An 18,433-nucleotide genomic window follows, 5' to 3' on the forward strand; every position below is an offset into this window, starting at 1 on the left:
CGCCCGTGCCGGCGGGGCTTCCGCACGCCCGAACGGGCGTCGTCCGGGACCTCAGACGCTGCGGTAGAGCTCCGCGACGCGGAAGGCCAGGTCGAGCGACTGGCCCCGGTTGAGGCGCGGGTCGCAGGCCGTCTCGTAGCGGGTCGCGAGGTCGCCCTCGGCGATCTCGTGGCCGCCGCCCACGCACTCGGTGACGTCGTCGCCGGTGAACTCGATGTGGATGCCGCCCGGGTGGGTGCCGAGCGAGCGGTGCACCTCGAAGAAGCCCGCCACCTCGTCGAGCACGTCGTCGAGCCGCCGCGTCTTGTGGCCGCTCGGCGCCTCGAAGGTGTTGCCGTGCATCGGGTCGCACACCCAGGCCACCTGGACGCCGGCGGAGGTGACCTCCTTGACCAGCCCGGGCAGCAGCTCGCGGATCTTGGGGGCGCCCATGCGGGTGATGAACGTCAGCCGGCCCGGCTCGTTGTCGGGGTTGAGCTTCTCGACCAGCTCCAGCGCCTGGGACGCCGTCGTGGTCGGGCCCAGCTTGACGCCGATCGGGTTGCGGATGCGGGCGAAGAAGTCGACGTGGGCGCCGTCGAGCTGGCGGGTGCGCTCGCCGATCCACACCATGTGCGCCGACACGTCGTACGGCAGGCCGGTGCGGGAGTCGATGCGGGTCAGGGCCCGGTCGTAGTCGAGGATCAGCGCCTCGTGCGAGGAGTAGAACTCGACCGTGTGGAACTCCTCGGGGTCGGCCCCGCAGGCGCGCATGAACGCCAGCGCCTGGTCGATCTCCCGGGCGAGCTGCTCGTAGCGGCGGCCGGCCGGCGACTCGGCGACGAAGTCCTGGTTCCAGGCGTGGACCTGGCGCAGGTCGGCGTAGCCGCCCTTGGCGAAGGCGCGGGCCAGGTTGAGCGTCACGGCGGAGGAGTGGTACGCCTTCAGCAGCCGCCACGGGTCGGGCGTGCGCGCCTCGGAGGTGAAGTCGAAGCCGTTGACCATGTCGCCCCGGTAGGCGGGCAGCTCCACGCCCTCGCGGGTCTCGGTGCCCTTGGAGCGCGGCTTGGCGAACTGCCCGGCCAGCCGCCCGATCTTCACGACCGGCACCTTGCCCGCGTACGTGAGCACGATCGCCATCTGCAGCAGCGTCTTGAGCTTGTTGCGGACATTGTCGGCGGTCGCGCCGGCGAACGTCTCGGCGCAGTCACCGCCTTGCAGCACGAACGCCTCGCCGCGCGCCACGGCGGCCAGCTCGTCCTTGAGCTGGTCGCATTCGCCGGCGAAGACGAGGGGAGGCAGGCCGCCGAGCTCGGCGACGACCTTGTCGAGCTCGCCGCGGTCGGGCCAGTCGGGCTGCTGGGCCGCGGGGAGGGCTCTCCAGGAATCCAGATTGCTGTGTGCGCTCACGACATACGAGGGTATGCCACCGGCCCCGCCCGGCATGACCCGATGTCCACGTTGTGAGAAGGTCGTTTCACGGAGACGACGGCACCTCGACGTGCTCGGGCCGTACGCCGAGGCCGATGAAGCGCCGCGGAACCCGTCTGAGCAGCGGGATCCGCGTCAGATCGGGCCGGATCGGCGGGGCCGGGACGCGGCTGCGCAGCGCCGGGCCGATCAGCAGGTCCTGCACCACCCGCTGGGCGGCCTGGGTGACCCGGGTCGGCCACATGCGCCGCCGCTGCAGCCGCCGCAGCACCGCCTCCGGCACCCGTCCGTACGCCCGCAGCGGCGCGGCCACCAGGTTGGCCGCGGCGACGGCGTCCTGCACGGCCAGGTTGATGCCGACGCCGAACACCGGCGACATGGCGTGGGCGGCGTCGCCGATGGCCGTGAAGCCGGGCCGGTGCCAGCGGCGCAGCCGGTCGACCACCACGGTCAGCACGCTCACGTCGTCGTAGCTCCCGATCAGCTCCACCCGGCCGTCCAGGAACGGCAGCAGCCGCGCCACCGGCTCCCGCAGCGCGCCGATGCCCCGCTTGACCAGGTCGTCGTGGCCGCCCTTGGGGATCACGTAGGCGAGCTGCCAGTACGTTCCGCGGTCGATCGCCACCATCAGGTGGCCGCGCGAGAGCCGCAGGAACGGCTGCCCGGGGTCGCCCGGCTCGCGCGGCAGCCGGAACCACAGCACGTCCATCGGCGCCCCGAACTCCCGCGGCACCAGCCCGGCGGCCCGGCACAGCGCCGAGTGACGCCCGTCGGCGGCGACCGTCAGCGCCGCGCGCAGCTCGTGCTCGCCGCCCGCGTCGCGGTAGCGCACGCCGCGCACCGCGCCGTCCTCCACGATCAGCCCGTCCGCCTCGGCGCTCATCAGCAGCCGGAACGCCGGGTAGCGGGCGGCGGCCGTGGTGACGAGGTCGAGGAAGTCCCACTGGGGGACGAAGGCGATGTAGTCGTAGGCGCAGGGCAGTCCGTGTAGGTCCGCCAGCCTGATCGGGCCGGTGTCGGTGACGATGCTGAACTCGTACGCCTTGCGGTGCGGCAGCCGCAGGAACTCCTCGGCCAGGCCGATCTCGCCGAGCACCTGGAGCGTCGAGGGGTGGATGGTGTCGCCGCGGAAGTCGCGCAGGAAGTCGGCGTGCTTCTCCAGCAGCGTCACCTCGACGCCGGCCCGGGCGAGCAGCAGGGCGAGCATCGCGCCCGCGGGGCCGCCGCCGGCGATCACACAGGTCATGGTCCGTCCCCAGGTGCGGCTTCTCGCCGGGTCTTTCCCCGTACGGGCACGAGCGAACACGGGCCGAGGCGCCCGGAGGTCGGGACATCCGGCGGGCCGGAGCAGCCGAAGTACTGGACGAGAGCCGCCGATCGACGTGGGGAGCCGACCGTGACCGATGAGCTCCACGCCCTGTCCGGCGCCTACGCGGTGCACGCGCTGCCGGAGGGTGAGGTGGTGCTGTTCGAGCGCCACCTGGCGGGGTGCGCGGCGTGCGCGGCGGAGGTGCGGCGGCTGCGGGAGACGGCCGCCCGGCTGGCGCTCCCGCTGGCCGAGCCGCCCCCGGCGCGCCTGTGGCCCCGCATCCGGTCCGCCGCCCGCCTCCTGCGCGTCCCGCGCCCGGTTCCGCCCCCCTCGCCTGTCTCCCCGGAGGACGCGACCGTACGGCTGCGCCTCCCGCTCAGAGCCCCCGGAGGCGTGGAGGAGGGCCGAGCCGGGCGGCGCCGGGGCGGGAGGCGGCGCGCGGGCACGGCGGCCCTGTCGGCGGCGACGGTCGCCGCGGCGGCCGCCACGGTGACGGCCGTCCTGCTCGGGGTGGCCGCCCGGGACGCGCGCGGCGACCTCGCCGCGTCGCGCGCCCGGGAGCGCGAGGTGGCCGCCGTGCTGGCCGCCCCCGACGCGCGCACCGTGCGCAGGCCCGTCGCCTCAGGAGGCACCGGCACGCTCGTCGTCTCCCGGGCCCGGGGGAGCGTGGTGTTCGCCTGGGCGGGCCTGCCCCGGCTGCCCGCGTCGCGCGTCTACGAGCTGTGGCTGATGGGCCCCGACGGCGCCCGCCCGGCGGGCCTGCTCGGCTCCGGCCCCGGCCCGGACACCGGCGCCGGGGACGGGCAGGCCGGGCCGGTGCCGATCCGCGTGCGCGAGGGCGACGCGCGCGTGGGGCTCACGGTCGAGCCCGCGGGCGGCTCCCGGCGCCCCACGACCCGCGCCCTGCTCCTCGCCGACCTCCCGCCCGCCTGACTCGGCGACCGCCCGCCCGCCTGAGCGCTGAGCGTGCGGCACTCCCGGCAAGGCGCCCGCGGCGCTCCCCGTCAGGCCACCGGCGCGGCGGCGAGGCGGTTCAGCACCTCGGTGAGCGCCGCCGTGGCCAGGTCGCGGATCCGGCGGTACTCGTCCTCCGGGTACTGGCGCGGCCCGTTCTCCACCAGCAGGATCAGGTACAGGTACGCCCGGTACAGGTCGAGCCGCACCCGCGCCCGGGGCGTCAGCTCCAGCGGCGTCACCTCGCGGTAGCCCGCCAGCAGCGGGTCGTCCTCGCGCAGCTCGCCGAAGATGGTCGGCGTGACGAACTCCGCCAGCGGGTCGCCCCAGAACGCCCGCTCGTGGTCGATGATGGCCTGGATGCGTGGCGTGCCCGTCAGGTCGAGGAACACGTTGCCCTGCCACACGTCGAAGTGCACGAGCTGCGGCGTCGTCACCTCGTCCAGCGCGGGCGCCGCCCCGGCGAGCACGGCGGCGATCCGCTCGGCGGGCATCGGCAGCGGCGTCGGGTAGCGCAGGGTGTCGGCCAGCAGCGCCCCCGCCATGGCGAGGTACGCCTCCCGCCAGGTGCCCCCGGTGATGCCCGCGTGCGGGTAGCCGAACACCTCGCCGGTCACCGCGTTGAACCGGGCCAGGTGCCGCCCGAGCTCCCGCCGCAGCTCGTCGTGCCCGCCCGCGGCGAGCGGGCCCCCGGACGCGGGCACGGCGTTCCAGGAGACGCCGTCGAGCGCGCCCAGAACGAGATAGTCGCCGCCCAGCACCGGGTCGTCGAACCCGGCGGCCACCAGCCCCGCCACCGGCACCCCCGCCGACGCGGCCAGCTCGCACACCGCCGCCTCCATGCGCAGCAGGTGGCGCTCGTAGCTGAGCTGCTCCAGCTCGGGCGGCGGCGCGACCTTGAGCACCACGGCGCGGCCGTCGTCGAGCGTGAGCCGCCACACGGCGTTGGCGTAGCCGTCGGTCAGCTCCGCCGAGGCGGCCACGCCTGAGCCGAGGGCCCGCCGGGCCAGGGCGTCCAGCTCGGCGGGGGACAGGCGCCGCTTCGTCCTGCTGTCCATCGCGGGGGGTCCTCCGGATCTCGGGTCAGGCCGATTCGCGCAGCACCAGGTGGGTGTCGAGGATGACCACCGGCTGGCGCACCTCCTCGCCGTTGATGCGGGCCACCAGGAGCTGCGCCATCTGCCGGCCCATGGCCTCGGTCGGCTGGTGGACCGTGGTCAGCGGCGGGTCGGTGTGCGCGGCCGCCTTCGAGTCCTCGAAGCCGACCACCGCCACGTCGCCCGGGATGGCGCGGCCCGCGGCCTTCAGCACCCGCATCGCGCCCACCGCCATGAGATCGGAGGCGGTGAACACCGCGTCGAGCCCCGGATGCTCCGCCAGCAGCTCGCGCATCGCCGAGGCGCCGCTCTCCTCGGAGAAGTCGCCGTAGGCGACCAGCTCGGGCATGCCGGAGCTGAGCAGCGCGTCGCGGTAGCCGGCCAGCCGGTCGACGCCCACCCCCATGTCCTGGGGGCCGGCGATGGTGGCGATCGACGCCCGGCCGAGGCCCAGCAGGTGCTTGACCGCCTGCCGGGCGCCCGCCCGGTTGTCCATGTCGACGTAGCTGTACGGGGCCGGGCCCACCGGCCGGCCGCCGAGCACGGTGGGCACGCCCATCGCCTCCAGCCGGCCGGGCAGCGGGTCGTCGCCGTGCAGCGACAGCAGCAGCACGCCGTCGACGTGCTGCCCCGTCAGGTAGTGCTCCAGCCGCTCGTGCTCCTCGGCCGACTGCGCCATCGCGAGGATGAGCTGGAGCCCGGTCTCGGACAGCGCCGAGCCGATGCCCCTGATCGTGCCCGCGAAGTACGGCTCGTCGAAGACCCGTAGCTCGCTCTCGGACACCACCAGGGCCACCGTGTCGGTGCGCCGCGTGACGAGGGCGCGCGCGGCCCGGTTGGGCACGTAGCCCAGCTCCTCGATGGCCTGGCGGACCGCCTCGCGCGCCTTCTCGCTGACGTTGGGGGACCCGTTGATGACCCTGGACACCGTGCCCCGGCCGACCCCGGCCCGGGCCGCGACTGCCTCAAGAGTCGGTCGGTTCATGGCGCCTATTCTGCCGGATGATCTGGCTGTACCAGCGTGCGCTGTCCTTCGGCACCCGTTCCTGGGTCTCGAAGTCCACGTGGACCAGCCCGAAACGCTTGCCGTATCCCCACGCCCACTCGAAATTGTCCATCAGCGACCAGGCGAAGTAGCCCTGCAGCGGCACGCCCGCGTCGATCGCCTCCCGGCAGGCGCGCAGGTGGCAGTCGAGGTAGGCGGTGCGGTCGGCGTCGTGGACGCGGCCGTCCTTCAGCACGTCGTCGAACGCGGCGCCGTTCTCGGAGACCACCAGCGGGATCGCCGGATAGTCGCGCGCCACCCGCCGCAGCACCTCCAGCAGCCCGGCGTCGTCGATCTCCCAGCCCATCGCGGTGACCGGCCGCCCGCCGTTGACGAACGACACGTGCTCGCTGCCGACCCACGGCGAACCCGTCTCCGTCGGGGCCGCCGCCGCCGACGCCTTGCCGCCTCCGGCTCCCGAAACGGTGAAGCGGCTGTAGTAGTTGACGAGCAGCACGTCGAGCGGCGCGTTGATGGTGGCCAGGTCGCCGTCGTGGATGAAGCCGGTGTCCATGCCGAGGTCGGCCAGGACGTCCTCGGGGTAGCGGCCGAGCAGCAGCGCGTCGAGGAAGAAGCGGTTCTGCAGCCCGTCGATGCGCCGCGCCGCGTCGAGGTCGGCGTCGCTGCCGGTGGCCGGGGTGATCGCGTACAGGTTGACGCAGCCGCCCACCCGCCGGGCGTTCATGGCCCGTACGGACAGCCCGTGCGCGAGGTTGAGGTGGTGGGCGGCCCTGATGGCGTTGTCCGGCTCCCGCCGGCCCGGGGCGTGCTCGCCGGAGGCGTAGCCGAGGAAGGCGGCGCACCACGGCTCGTTGACCGTGCCGAACGTGTGCACGTGGTCCTTGAGCGCGTCGTGGACGCACAGCGCGTACTCGGCGAAGCGGTAGGCGGTGTCCCGGTTCGGCCAGCCGCCCGCGTCCTCCAGCGCCTGCGGCAGGTCCCAGTGGTAGAGGGTCAGCCACGGGTCGATGCCGCGGGCGAGCAGCTCGTCGCAGAGCCGCTTGTAGAAGTCGAGCCCCTTGTGGTTGAACGCGCCCGAGCCCTCCGGCTGGATCCGCGGCCACGACACCGAGAAGCGGTAGGCGCTCAGGCCGAGGTCCGCCATGACGGCGACGTCGTCCCGGTAGCGGTGGTAGTGGTCGATGGCCACGTCCGCGTGGTGGCCGCCCACCACCCGTCCGGGCCGCTTGGTGAAGGTGTCCCAGATGGAGACGCCGCGCCCGTCGTCGGCCACCGCGCCCTCGATCTGGTACGCCGAGGTGGCCGCGCCCCACGCGAATCCCGGTGGGAACCGCAGGTGGGAGCTCATCTGCTCCTCTTGAGTCGTCACGCCTTGACCGCACCTTCCATCAGGCCGCCGACGATCTGCCGGCCGAACAGCACGAAAACCACGAAGAGAGGGAGGACGGAGGCGGCGGTGCCGGTGAACAGCATCACGTAGTCCGTGCCGTGGGCGGAGTTGAGCGCCGCGATCGACGTCTGAACCACCGGGTTGTCCGGGTTAAGCACGATGAGCGGCCACATGAACTCGTTCCAGGTCTGCATGAACACGAGCAGCGCCAGCACCGCCATCCCGGGCCGCAACGCGGGCAGGACGACCCGGGCGTAGATGCCCAGGGTGGTCGCCCCGTCGACCCGGGCCGCCTCGACCAGCTCGTCGGGCACGGCCTGGGAGGTGTACTGGGTCATCATGAACACGCCGAACCCGTTGACCAGGAACGGCAGGATGACCGCCTTGAGCTGGCCGGTCCATTCGAGCTTGACCATCATCTCGTACAGCGGGACCATGCCCATCTGCTGGAGCGGCACCATCATCGTGACCAGGATCAGCCCGAGCAGCACCTTGGAGCCGGGGAAGCGGAGCTTGGCGAACGCGAAGCCGGCCAGCGTCGAGATGAGCACCACCGACACCGTCACCGTGACGGCGACGATCGCGGAGTTGGCCAGGCCGGTGACGAAGTTGGCGTCCTCGGTGGCGAGCAGCCGCCGGACGTTCTCGCCGAGGTGGCCGCCGGGCAGCAGCGGCGGCGGCGTCTCGACGGCGTCGTCGTTGGTGCGCGTCGCCATGATGAACATGTAGTAGATCGGGAACGCGGACAGCAGCAGCGCGAACCCGAGCACGACCTTGGTGAGGAGGCCGACGTCCCAGAGGCGGTTGTTCACTTGGCCCCTCCGATGCGCCGGGTGAACCAGTAATTGATCATGGTGCCGAGCAGGATGAGCACGAACAGCAGCCAGGCGGCCGCCGCGGCGTAGCCCATCTCGAAGTCGCGGAAGGCCGACTTGACGATGAACATGGCCACCGTCTGGTACTGGCCGGTGGTGCCGCCCGTCATCATCGGGTTGCCCTCGAACATGACCGGCTCGGCGAACAGGGTCAGCCCGCCGATCGTGGAGATGAACACGACGAACACGATCGTCGGCCGCAGCATCGGCACCGTGATGCGCCAGAACTGCGTCCGCGCGGAGGCGCCGTCGATCGCGGCGGCCTCGTACAGGTCGCGCGGGATCGTCTGCATCGCGGCGAGCAGGATGATCGCGTTGTAGCCCGTCCAGCGCCAGTCGATCATCGTGGAGATCGCGATCCAGGACGACCACTTCTCGTTCTGCCAGGTGATCGGGTCGACGCCGAACCAGGACAGGATCCAGTTGAACAGGCCGTAGTCGCGGCTGTAGAGCTGGCTGAAGACGACGGCGACGGCGACGACCGAGGTGACGAGCGGCAGCAGCACGCCGAGGCGCAGCAGCAGCCGGCCGCGCAGCCTCTTGTTGAGGGCGTTGGCCAGCAGCAGCGCGAGCACGATCTGGGGCACGGTGGCCACGACGAACATGCCGAGCGTGTTCACGACGGCGTTCCAGAAGGACTCGTCCGTGATCAGCTCGCCGTAGTTGGCCAGGCCGGTGAACTCGGTGTCGCCGGCCAGCTCCCAGTCGTGGAGCGAGACCCACAGCGTGTACCCGAGCGGGAACACACCGAAGATCGCGAACAGCAGGTAGTAGGGCGACACCAGCAGGTACGGCACGCCCTTGAGGTCGAAGCGGGCCATCCGCCGCGACGGGGCGGTCCGCCTGCCCGGCGCCTTCCGGGGCGGCGGCGCGAGTTGGATAGTCATGGAAGCCTTTCGAGCCGGGGCGGGGAGGGGTGGCGCCCGCAGAGGGGAAGGGGCGCCACCCGGTCCTGGGAGCGGGGATCAGCCCGCCGCCTGCACGGGGGTCAGCCCGCCGCCTTCACACCCGCCGCGACGAACTTCGACCAGGCCTCGTCGTACTTGACCGCGCCCTGGTCCATGCCCTCGATGACCTTCTCGACGGCGGTCTTGACCTGGGCGTGCTTCTCACCGAAGAACACCGGCTGGAGGTTCTTGACGGACTCGCTGAAGATCTGGCCGGTCGGCGCGTCGTTGAAGTAGGCGTTCTTCAGGTTCGCCACCTCGGGGTCCTGCTGCGCGGGCAGCGAGCTCGGGAACGCGCCGGCCTCCTTGAAGGCCGCGATGTGGCCCTCCTTGCCGGTGAGGTAGTTCACGACCTCGGCGGCCTCCTTGGGGTGCTTGGTCTGCTTGGGCACCGCCAGCCAGGAACCGCCCCAGTTGCCCGTGCCGCCCGGCACCGCCGCGACGTCCCAGTTGCCCTTGTTGGACGGGCCGGCCTTGCCCTCGATCACGCCGAGCATCCAGGAGGGGCAGCCCATGGTGGCGAAGCCGCCGCCCTTGATGGCCTTGTCCCACGCCGGGCTCCACGCCTGCAGCTTGGCGGTCAGGCCGGCCTTGCTGAAGGTGGTCACCCAGTCGAAGGAGGTCTTGACGGCCGGGTTGGACTCGATGACGAGCTGGTTGTTCTTGTCGAAGTAGGAGAGGTTGCCGTTCTTCGGGGCCTCCTGGAAGAGGATCACGTTGTAGATCGTGTTGGGGCCGTCCATGAACTTGGCGCCCGTCTTGGCGGCCTCGAACTTCTTGCCCGTCTCCAGGAACGCGTTCCAGTCGGGCCAGAGCTTGCCGACCTCCTCGCGGTCGGTGGGCAGGCCGGCCTTCTTGAACAGGTCCTTGCGGTAGCACATGGTCATGCCGCCCATGTCGGTGCCGAGCGCGAACAGCTTGCCGTCCGCGTTCAGGCCCGCCTCCCACTTGGCGGCCGGGAAGTCCGCCTTGCGGCTCTCCAGCCCGTACTGGCCGAGGTCGGTGAAGAACTGCGGGCGCGCCGCCATGAGGCCCATCGCGCCCTCGTCGATGCCGACGACGTCCCCGGCGCCTGCCCCCGCCTGGAGGCGCTGGAGGAGCTGCGGCAGGTACACGTCCTCGAACCGGTCCGTGAGGTTGGTGTACTTGATCTGGATGTTCGGGTGCTGGGCGTTCCACGTCTTGACGGCCTCGTCGTAGCCGAAGTTCTCACCGCCGCCGAAGGTGTGCACGTTGATCGTGACCGGCTCGGCCGCGGCCGAGCTGCTCTGGGAGCCCGACGGCGTGGTGCCGCCACCGCCGCCGCTGCACGCCGCGATGGCCAGCAGCGCCGTCATCGCGGCTCCGGTCACGACGAAGCGCCTGTGGTTCTTCATTCCGTACCCCTCTTGGGTGTGAATGTGGGAGGTGCACCGCGGCCCGCCGCCGCGATGGGAAGGTCTTGGGAGCGCTCCCACAAAGAGTGCCCTCATGGCGTGGGGGCCGTCAACGCCCCGAAACGCAACCGTTACCTCGGGGGTGATTCACCGCCACTGAAGGGGATTTAGCGTCACAAACGACGCGCAAAGGTCGCTGGGAGCGCTCCCATACCATCTGTCCCGTTAACGCCACAGGACCGGACAAGCCGGAGCCTTCACCCGCGGTCGCGGGCGCGAGCCGGGAGGGTGCAGCCGCAGTGGCGGGAGCAACGCGGGAGCGGTCAGCCGCGGACGCGGGGGCGAGCCGGGAGCGGTCAGCCGCAGTCGGCCGCGCGGGCGAGCAACAGCGCCCGTTCCCGCTCGTTGCGGGTCAGCGACGCCGCCCGTTCGAACTCCGTGCGCGCCTCGGCCCGCCGGCCGAGCCGGGCCAGCAGGTCGCCCCGCACGCTCGGCAGCAGGTGGTAGCCCTTCAGGGACGGCTCGCCGGCGATGCGGTCCACCAGCTCCAGCCCGGCCGCGGGGCCGCGCGCCATGGACAGCGCCACGGCCCGGTTCAGTTCGACGACGGGCGTGGGCATGAGCTCGGCCAGCTCGCCGTACAGGGTGGCGATGCGCTCCCAGTCGGTCTCCTCCGGGGCGAGCGCCCGCGCGTGGCAGGCGGCGATGGCCGCCTGCAGCGTGTACGGCCCGCGCGCCCCGCCGTGCTCCTCGGCCCGCGCGAGCGCGGCGAGGCCGCGGCCGATGAGCAGCCGGTCCCAGCGTGACCGGTTCTGCTCCAGCAGCAGGATCGGCTCGCCGTCCGGCCCCACCCGGGCCGCGGCGCGCGACTGCTGGATCTCCATGAGCGCGACCAGCCCGTGGACCTCCGGCTCCTCGGGCATCAGCCCGGCCAGCACCCGGCCCAGCCGCAGCGCGTCCTCGCACAGCGCGGGCCGCATCCAGTCGTCGCCGGCCGTGGCGGAGTAACCCTCGTTGAAGATCAGGTAGATCACCTCCAGGACCGCCGCCAGCCGCCCGGCCAGCTCGGCGCCCCGGGGCACCTCGAACGGGATCCGCCGCTCGGCCAGCGTGCGCTTGGCCCGGACGATCCGCTGCGCCACGGTCGGCTCGGGCACGAGGAAGGCCCGGGCGATCTCGCCCGTGGTCAGCCCGCCCAGCACCCGCAGCGCCATCGCCACCCGCGCCTCCCGCGCCAGCGCCGGGTGGCAGGCCGTGAACACCAGCCGCAGCAGGTCGTCCTCGATCTCCTCGGCGATCTCCTCGGCCGCGGCCGCGGCCGGGTCGGCGTCCGGCTCCCGGGCGAGCTCGCGGCCCACCTCGGCGAGCTTGCGCCGGTAGGTCTCCCTGCGGCGCAGCAGGTCGACCGCGCGCCGCTTGGCGACCGTCATCAGCCAGGCGCCCGGGTTGCGCGGCACGCCCGACTCGGGCCACTGCTCCAGGGCGGCGACGAGCGCGTCCTGGGCCAGCTCCTCGGCCAGCCCGACGTCGCGGACCATTCCGGCCAGCCCGGCGATGAGCCTGGCCGCCTCGATCCGCCATACCGCCTCGATCGCCCGGTGCGCGTCCGTACCCGCCACCGGCCCATGAGACCAGCCCCTGCCCGGCACCGCAAACCGGCCGTCCCGGCCCACCAGTCCGGATCGCGCAACCGGCTCGTTTCGGCCCGCCGGTCCGGTTTCCGCAACCGGGCCGTCCTCGCCCGCCGGCCCGGTGTCCGCAACCCAGCCGCCTCCGCCCGCCGGCCCGCCGCCGCGCGGAGCCTCCCCGTCGCCGTGAGGAGCCTTCCGCCGGCGGGCGGGCCGTGGCTTGCGGGTCAGTGGGGCGGCGGGGCAGTGGAAGCGGCGGGTCAGTGGGGCGGCAGGTCGGCGGAAGCGGCGGGTCAGCGGAAGCGGCGGAAGAAGCCGCGCAGGTCGTCCACGAGCAGGTCAGGGGCGTCGTGGGCGGCCCAGTGGCTGCCGCGGTCGTACTCGTTCCAGGACACGATGTTCTTGTGGTCGCGGTCGGCGAAGCGCCGTAGCGGGCGGAAGTCGTAGGCGAACGACGCCAGGCCGAGGGGGAAGGTCGTCGGCTCGGTCACCCGCTCGGCGTGGTGGTTCTCGTAGTAGAAACGCGCCGAGGACGCCGCCGTGTTGGTGAGCCAGTAGAGGGTCGCGTTGGTCAGGATGACGCCGGGATCGGGCACTCCGGCGAGGAGCTGGCCGATCCAGGCGAGCTGCCCGGCGGGGGAGTCGGCCAGGGCGTGGGCGAGGGTCTGCGGCTGGGCCTGCTGGGCGCGGTCGTGGATCGCGTGCTCGACGAAACCGCCGAGGAACTGCAGGTACCCCTGCTCCTCCGGGGTGAGGCCGGCCAGCTCCGCGGGGTCGCCGGAGGGGAACGAGAAGATCTGGTTGACGTGGACGCCCAGCACGCGGTCGGCGTGGCGACGGCCGAGCTCGGGGCTGACGATGGCGCCCGCGTCGTTGCCGTGCGCGCCGAACCGCTCGTAGCCGAGCCTGGTCATCAGCTCGGCCCACGCGTCGGCGGTGCGGGCGGCGTCCCAGCCCTTGGCGCGGGTGTGGCCGGAGAAGCCGAACCCGGGCAGGGACGGGATCACCACGTGGAAGGCGTCGGCGGCGTCGCCGCCGTGCGCGGCCGGGTCGGTGAGCGGCCCGACCAGGTCGAGGTACTCCACGAAGGTGTTGGGCCAGCCGTGGGTGAGGATCAGCGGCGTGGCGTCCTGGTGCGGGGAGCGCACGTGGACGAAGTGGATCTGCTGGCCGTCGATCTCGGTGGTGAACTGGGGGAAGGCGTTGATCCTCGCCTCCTGGGCCCGCCAGTCGAAGTCGCGCCAGCGGGCGACCAGGTCGCGGACGAACGATCCGGGCACGCCGTACTCCCAGCCGGGCGGGACCGGGCCGCGCGGCACGCCGTCGCTCACCTCCTCGGGCGGCAGCTCCTCGGCGAAGCGGGTGCCGGCCAGGCGGGCGAGCAGGTCGTCCAGGTCGGCCTGCGGGACGTCGATGACGAACGGCGTGATCGCCTCACGGGTCATGGGATCTCCTTGACGATGGTGTTCTGACCTGCATGAAGCGTGGCAGGGGGCGGTGCGCCGCCAGTAGTGCCTGGCGCACCGGCCGGGATGCGGTATGGCGGCGGCCCGGCACGTGCCCGCACGGCCGGGACGTGCAGAATGCACACCACGGCCGTGCGATCCGCATCACGCGGATCCCGGGCGGTTCTCTGAGGGAGGTGTGCTTGGCCCGCGACTTCATGCCGCCGCGGCGTTTCACCGCGCTGCTGCTCGGCAACATCGGCCTGTGGTGTCTTGGCAAGATCATGAGCCTGCTCCTCGGCCACGTGCCCGGCAGGCCGCTCCCTCAGGGGCCGCACGTCGGTGAGCTGGTGCTGGGGGCGGCCGGGCTCGTTCTGATCGGCGGTCTTCACGGCGCGATCGCGCTGCGCCGGCTGTCCCCGCCTGCGCGCCTGTGCGCGGTCCTGGCGCAGGTGGTCCTGGCCTACGGGATGTCCGTCATGCTCGGCGCCCAATGGGGGCCGTACACGGCCCTGCCCGTGGCCTCGGTGCTGCTCGTCCTCACCGGCCGGACGTCCTGGCTGCTGGCGGGGGGCGTGTCGCTCGGCGAGGCCCTGGTGAAGAAGCTGCTCGGCCTGAACTGGGAGGAGTCGGCGTGGGTCGTCCTCGCGACCACCACCACGGGGCTCGCCTTCTTCGCCGTGGCGCGGCTGGCGCAGCTCGCCCAGGACCTCCAGCGTGCCCGCGCCGAGGCGGCCGGGCTCGAGGTCGCCAGAGAGCGCCTGCGGATCGCCCGCGGGCTCGGCGCCGCCCTGGGCGGCCGTCTGGCGGAGATCCTCGTGGCATTGCGCCGCTCCGCCGCGGACCTGGACCGGGACCCTCTCGCTCACGCGACGCGGACCGCTCGCGCGGCACTGGCCGAGGTCCGTTCGGTTGCCGACGACTATCGGGACCGGTCGCTCGCCGCGGAGATCGACGCGGCGCGCACGGTCCTGGAGGCGGCCGGCACCCGGGTCACGGTCCGGGCCGCGCCGCTCGCCCTGCCGGGCGGGATCGATGCGGCTCTGGCGGCGGTGCTGCGCCGCACGGTCGTCGCCGTGCTGCGGCGGGGCGCGCCCGAGCAGTGCCGGATCCGGGTCGACGGGCCGGCCCGTCTCCGGGTGTCCTTCTCGGGCGCGGACGCGGCCGCCCCTGCCGGCGGGCTCACGGGTGGGTCCGGTGGCGGACTGATGAGCGGGGCCGGTGGCGGGCAAGCGGGTGCGTTCTCCGATGAGGGCTCGGGCGGGTCCGCCGGCGCGTGGACCGACGGGCTGGCCGAGGCGCTGCGCGAGTCCGCCGCCGAGGTCGGCGACCTCGGCGGGCGGCTCGACGTCGGCTCGGCGGTCGAGGCGCGGATCCCGGTCGGGCAGGAGTCCGGCAGAGTCCGCTCGCCCCGCCCGGTCGACGCGGCCCCCTGGCTGGCCTTCGCCGTGCTGCTGCTGATCGAGGTCGACCATCTCGGCTCGGCCGCCCTCGACCTGGCGTACAGCTCGGAGTACGGCACGGGATCCCTGACGCCTACGCAGATCCTGGTGGCCGCCGTGCTCCTTCCGTCGCTCGCCCTCCTCCAGCTCCGGCACGTCTTCCCGCGGCCGGGCGGTGAACCGCCGAAGGCCTGGCAGGTGACGGTGCCCCTGCAGATCGTCCTGGTGCTCGTGGGGGTGATCGTCGTCGGCCAGGCCGTCCCGCCGTCCTATGCCGCGCTGGTCGGGGGCGTCGTCCTTTACCAGTTCCGGCCGCCGTGGTCATGGGTCACGGCGGCGTTCCTCGTCGTCGTCCCGGTGGAGATCGCCTGGTGGTCCACGCCCTGGGACGCGCAGGCCAACGCCCTCGTGTTCGGCACCGTTTTCCTCGGCCCGGTCTACGCGCTGTGCGCGTTGCCCGCCGTCGTGGCGCGGCTGGAGGAGGCGCGCCAGGAGACCACCCGGCTGGCGGTGGTGAAGGAGCGGCTGCGCATCGCGCGGGACGTGCACGACCTGCTGGGCTTCCAACTGTCGGCGCTGGTCCTGAAGGGCGAGCTGGCCGGACGCCTGCCCGCCGCCGACCCGGAGACGGGCCGCGCCCGGCTCGCCGAGCTGGCGGCGCTCGCCGAGCGCGCCCTGGCGTCGCTGCGGTCGATCACCCGGGAGCCGGCCGGTCTCCGGCTCGACGAGGAGGCGGCCACGGCCTGCTCGATGCTCGCCGCCGCCGGGATCGAGGCGCGCGTCGACCTCGCCGCGCCCGTGCCGCCCGGCCTCGACGACGTCCTGGCGGTCGTGCTGCGGGAGGCGCTCACGAACGTGGTCCGGCACGCGCGCGCCGGCGTCTGCTCCATCGAGGCGTCGCGCGACGGCGACACCTACCGCCTGCGGGTCACCAACGACGGCGTGCGCGCCGGGAACGGCGAGGCCGGCGACGCCGGGCGGCGCTCCGGTCCGGCGCGGAGCTCCCGGGACGGCGAGCGTTCCGGCACGGGGCTGGCCAACCTGCGCTGGCGGGCCGAGGAGGCGGGCGGGCGCCTCCTCGTCCGGAGCGGGACGGACGAGTTCAGCCTCAGCGTCGAGCTGCCCGCGGCGGTCACGGTCGAACGGACCGGCGCGCCGACCGCGGCCTGAGCGCGCAGGTCCCGGGCGGCGTGGACGGTTCAGAGCATCGAGCGTGGACGGCTCAGAGCAGCGAGCGCGGTCGGCTCAGGGCAGCGACCGCGGACGGTTCAGAGCAGCGAAGCGGGGACGGTTCAGAGCCAGCCGGCCTCGGTGGCGATCCGGATGGCGTCCACCCGGTTGCGCGCGTTCAGCTTGGTGACGGCGGAGGCCAGGTAGTTGCGGACGGTCCCGTAGGTCAGGCCGACCCGTGCGGCGATCTCGGCGGGCTCGGCGCCGGACGCGGTCAGCCGCAGCACCTCGGCCTCCCGGTCGGTCAGCGGGCTGCCCTGGACGGCCAGCGCGGCGAACGCGAGCTGCGGATCGACGACCCGCCCGCCCGCCGCGACGGTGCGGATCGCCCTGGCCAGCTCGGCGGGCCCGGTGTCCTTGACCATGAAACCCGCGACGTTCGCGGACAGCGCCCGGCGCAGCATGCCCGGCCGCCCGACGCCGGTGAGGACCAGCGTCCGGCACTCGGGCAGGCGCTCGCGCAGCAGGGCGGCGGCGCTCAGCCCGTCCATGCCGGGCAGCTCGACGTCGATCACCGCGACGTCCGGGCGGGTGGCGAGCGCCGTCGCGACGATCGCGTCGCCGGTCTCGACCTGCGCGACGACCTCGATGTCGACCTGCAGGTCCAGCAGCCCGGCCAGCGCCTCCCGAAGGATACGCATGTCCTCCGCCAACAGCACCCTGATCACACGTACCCCCGCCCGCCACCGTCCGACGACCCTCTGCCCGCAGCATAGAAGGTCGCGCCCCCCGTGTGGGTCAGGTCCCGGAGTCCCGTTCCAGGGACTCGCGCACGGCCTGCTGCCGGGCCGCCGTCTCCGGGGACAGCGACGACTGCGGCAGGTCCGCCACGTCGAACACCTCCCACAGCTCCAGCGCGACCCCGTCCGGGCAGCCGGGCGGGACGGGCAGCCGCAGAGCCCACTCGACGGCCTCCTCGCGGGAGCGCACCTGGATGATCCAGAATCCCGCGATGAGCTCCTTGGACTCGGTGAACGGGCCGTCGAGCACGGTCGGCCGGCCGCCGCGGTAGGCGATGCGCGCCCCCTTCGAGCTGGGGTGCAGCCCCTCGGCGGCGAGCAGCACGCCGGCCTTGGCCAGCGACTCGTTGTACTCGACCATCGCCTCGACGTACGCGGGATCGGGCAGGACCCCGGCCTCGGTCTCCGCGTTCCCCTTGCCCACGATCATGAACTTCACGACACCGTCTCCTTCGCGCGGCGCTCGGCCGGGACCCGGCCGGGCCCCCGCTCTCATCCTCGCGTCGAACCGGAGGCCCCAGGATCGACAGGCGTGACGGAGATTTCCACGGAGATCCCCCGGAACGCGAACGAGCGCGCGCCCGGAGGGATGGCGCGCGCTCGTTCGTGGGGAGAGCGGAGGGCGAGAAGGGGGAGGGGGAGACCTTGGGGAAGGTCAGGCCTTGTAGTTGGGGTAGCCGTAGCCGACGACCTGGGAGGTCGGCCGGACCCGGGCCTCGACGCGGCCGTTGCCGGTGTTGCCCTCGATCGTGGAGATGGTGCCGTCGCCGTTGTCCTTGGCGACGAAGCCGACGTGGTTGATGTCGTCGATGCTCTTGCTGCCGCTCCAGGAGAAGAACACGACGGCGCCCGGCTTGGGCGTGCTGCCCCAGCGGTGGTTGGCGGAGAACCAGCGGGCGTGGGCCACGGTGTAGGCGTCCCAGCCGACCTGCGGGCGGGCGCCGGTCTGCTCGCCGACCCAGGAGACGAACATCGAGCACCAGGCGGCGTTGAGGTACTCGGTCGGCGCGCCGCCGTCACGCTTGACGGTCTCCATCGCGCGCTGCGAGCTCGCGTACCACTTCTGGAACTTGGTGCCGCCACCGGCGGCGTTCTCGGACGTGCCGATCTGCGCGCGGGCGAGGCTGAGGACCTGGTCCGCGGTCACGTTGACCCGCTGGTTCGCGGCGGTGCGGTCGGCGGTCTGGACGACCGAGGACTTGGCGGCCGGGCCGACCTGCTCGGGAGTGTCCGCATGAGCCGGCGCGACGGCGCCGAAGGCGGCCGAGGCGAGGACGGTCGCGCCGAGGGTGGCGCGGATCGTACCGGGCGTGAGGGCACGGATGAGACGGTGCTTGGCCATCGAGAAGGGATGCTCCTTGCTTCCATGCCGCTTACCGGGTTAGCTGACGGGTTCGGGCGTGGAAGCTGCCCTACGGCACGCGGGCGTGCCGATTCACCCCAAGAGAAGTGGGTCCCCGGTTCCGCGCTCAGGCGGATTCAGCGGTCACAGGGGGGTCCTGTGAGTGATTTCAGAGGGGTCGGCAACGAACGGGCAAACCGGACGTAAGCCGACGAACAGGACTTAAGGTAATACATCCGGCA

At 73.0% G+C, this 18,433-nt stretch carries 15 protein-coding genes and 1 riboswitch; of the genes, 2 read left to right on the forward strand and 13 right to left on the reverse strand.

The genetic code is table 11. From position 1 onward, the window contains the following. Positions 1 to 51: 51 nt before the first annotated feature. Entirely contained in the window at positions 52 to 1,389 is a 1,338-nt protein-coding gene (locus HTZ77_RS21995) for a class II 3-deoxy-7-phosphoheptulonate synthase (RefSeq protein ID WP_328808693.1), read from the reverse strand. 67 nt (positions 1,390 to 1,456) lie between these two features. Further along, positions 1,457 to 2,656: an FAD-dependent oxidoreductase gene (locus HTZ77_RS22000; RefSeq protein ID WP_175591533.1), complete on the reverse strand. Its 1,200-nt coding sequence runs from the start codon at positions 2,654 to 2,656 to the stop codon at positions 1,457 to 1,459. Between the two features lie 150 nt (positions 2,657 to 2,806). Here HTZ77_RS22000 and HTZ77_RS22005 point away from each other — a divergent pair, with 150 nt between their 5' ends. Further along, positions 2,807 to 3,652: an anti-sigma factor gene (locus tag HTZ77_RS22005; RefSeq protein WP_175591534.1), complete on the forward strand. Its 846-nt coding sequence runs from the start codon at positions 2,807 to 2,809 to the stop codon at positions 3,650 to 3,652. 71 nt (positions 3,653 to 3,723) lie between these two features. Here HTZ77_RS22005 and HTZ77_RS22010 read toward each other — a convergent pair whose 3' ends face one another. From HTZ77_RS22010 to HTZ77_RS22045, 8 genes are all read right to left on the reverse strand, one after another. Beyond that, positions 3,724 to 4,731, reverse strand: a complete 1,008-nt coding sequence (locus tag HTZ77_RS22010) for a phosphotransferase family protein (protein WP_175591535.1) — start codon at positions 4,729 to 4,731, stop codon at positions 3,724 to 3,726. Between the two features lie 25 nt (positions 4,732 to 4,756). Then, positions 4,757 to 5,755 carry a LacI family DNA-binding transcriptional regulator gene (locus HTZ77_RS22015; RefSeq protein ID WP_175591536.1) on the reverse strand — a complete coding sequence of 333 codons (999 nt, stop codon included), beginning with the start codon at positions 5,753 to 5,755 and terminating at the stop codon, positions 4,757 to 4,759. Beyond that, positions 5,736 to 7,145: a GH1 family beta-glucosidase gene (locus HTZ77_RS22020; protein ID WP_328808694.1), complete on the reverse strand. Its 1,410-nt coding sequence runs from the start codon at positions 7,143 to 7,145 to the stop codon at positions 5,736 to 5,738. Before HTZ77_RS22020 ends, HTZ77_RS22015 begins: the two co-directional genes overlap by 20 nt. Beyond that, entirely contained in the window at positions 7,142 to 7,978 is an 837-nt protein-coding gene (locus tag HTZ77_RS22025) for a carbohydrate ABC transporter permease (RefSeq protein WP_328808695.1), read from the reverse strand. Before HTZ77_RS22025 ends, HTZ77_RS22020 begins: the two co-directional genes overlap by 4 nt. Further along, a complete protein-coding gene (locus HTZ77_RS22030; protein WP_175591537.1) occupies positions 7,975 to 8,928 on the reverse strand; it encodes a carbohydrate ABC transporter permease in 954 nt (317 codons plus the stop codon). Before HTZ77_RS22030 ends, HTZ77_RS22025 begins: the two co-directional genes overlap by 4 nt. 101 nt (positions 8,929 to 9,029) lie before the next feature. Further along, positions 9,030 to 10,364, reverse strand: coding sequence for an ABC transporter substrate-binding protein (locus tag HTZ77_RS22035; RefSeq protein ID WP_175591538.1), 1,335 nt, complete (start codon positions 10,362 to 10,364; stop codon positions 9,030 to 9,032). Between the two features lie 356 nt (positions 10,365 to 10,720). Next, positions 10,721 to 11,983, reverse strand: a complete 1,263-nt coding sequence (locus HTZ77_RS22040; protein WP_175591539.1) for an RNA polymerase sigma factor — start codon at positions 11,981 to 11,983, stop codon at positions 10,721 to 10,723. Positions 11,984 to 12,285: 302 nt separating this feature from the next. Further along, positions 12,286 to 13,437 (reverse strand): epoxide hydrolase family protein, encoded by a 1,152-nt coding sequence (locus HTZ77_RS22045; protein ID WP_175591540.1) that lies wholly within the window; start codon positions 13,435 to 13,437, stop codon positions 12,286 to 12,288. A 203-nt stretch (positions 13,438 to 13,640) separates the two neighbouring features. On the opposite strand from HTZ77_RS22045, the gene HTZ77_RS22050 reads away from it, so the two are divergent. Beyond that, entirely contained in the window at positions 13,641 to 16,049 is a 2,409-nt protein-coding gene (locus HTZ77_RS22050; protein WP_175591541.1) for a sensor histidine kinase, read from the forward strand. A 122-nt stretch (positions 16,050 to 16,171) separates the two neighbouring features. Here the strand turns inward: HTZ77_RS22050 and HTZ77_RS22055 are convergent, their stop codons facing one another. From HTZ77_RS22055 to HTZ77_RS22065, 3 genes are all read right to left on the reverse strand, one after another. After that, positions 16,172 to 16,777, reverse strand: a complete 606-nt coding sequence (locus HTZ77_RS22055; protein WP_175591542.1) for a response regulator transcription factor — start codon at positions 16,775 to 16,777, stop codon at positions 16,172 to 16,174. A gap of 70 nt (positions 16,778 to 16,847) precedes the next feature. Then, positions 16,848 to 17,279: a YciI family protein gene (locus HTZ77_RS22060; protein WP_205303187.1), complete on the reverse strand. Its 432-nt coding sequence runs from the start codon at positions 17,277 to 17,279 to the stop codon at positions 16,848 to 16,850. Positions 17,280 to 17,504: 225 nt separating this feature from the next. Continuing rightward, positions 17,505 to 18,191: a CHAP domain-containing protein gene (locus tag HTZ77_RS22065; protein WP_175591544.1), complete on the reverse strand. Its 687-nt coding sequence runs from the start codon at positions 18,189 to 18,191 to the stop codon at positions 17,505 to 17,507. Between the two features lie 13 nt (positions 18,192 to 18,204). Next, positions 18,205 to 18,344: riboswitch (cyclic di-AMP (ydaO/yuaA leader) on the reverse strand. Positions 18,345 to 18,433 lie beyond the last annotated feature (89 nt).

It is taken from the genome of Nonomuraea montanisoli, from assembly GCF_013363975.1.
In the GTDB taxonomy this organism is placed as follows: Bacteria; Actinomycetota; Actinomycetes; order Streptosporangiales; family Streptosporangiaceae; genus Nonomuraea; species Nonomuraea montanisoli.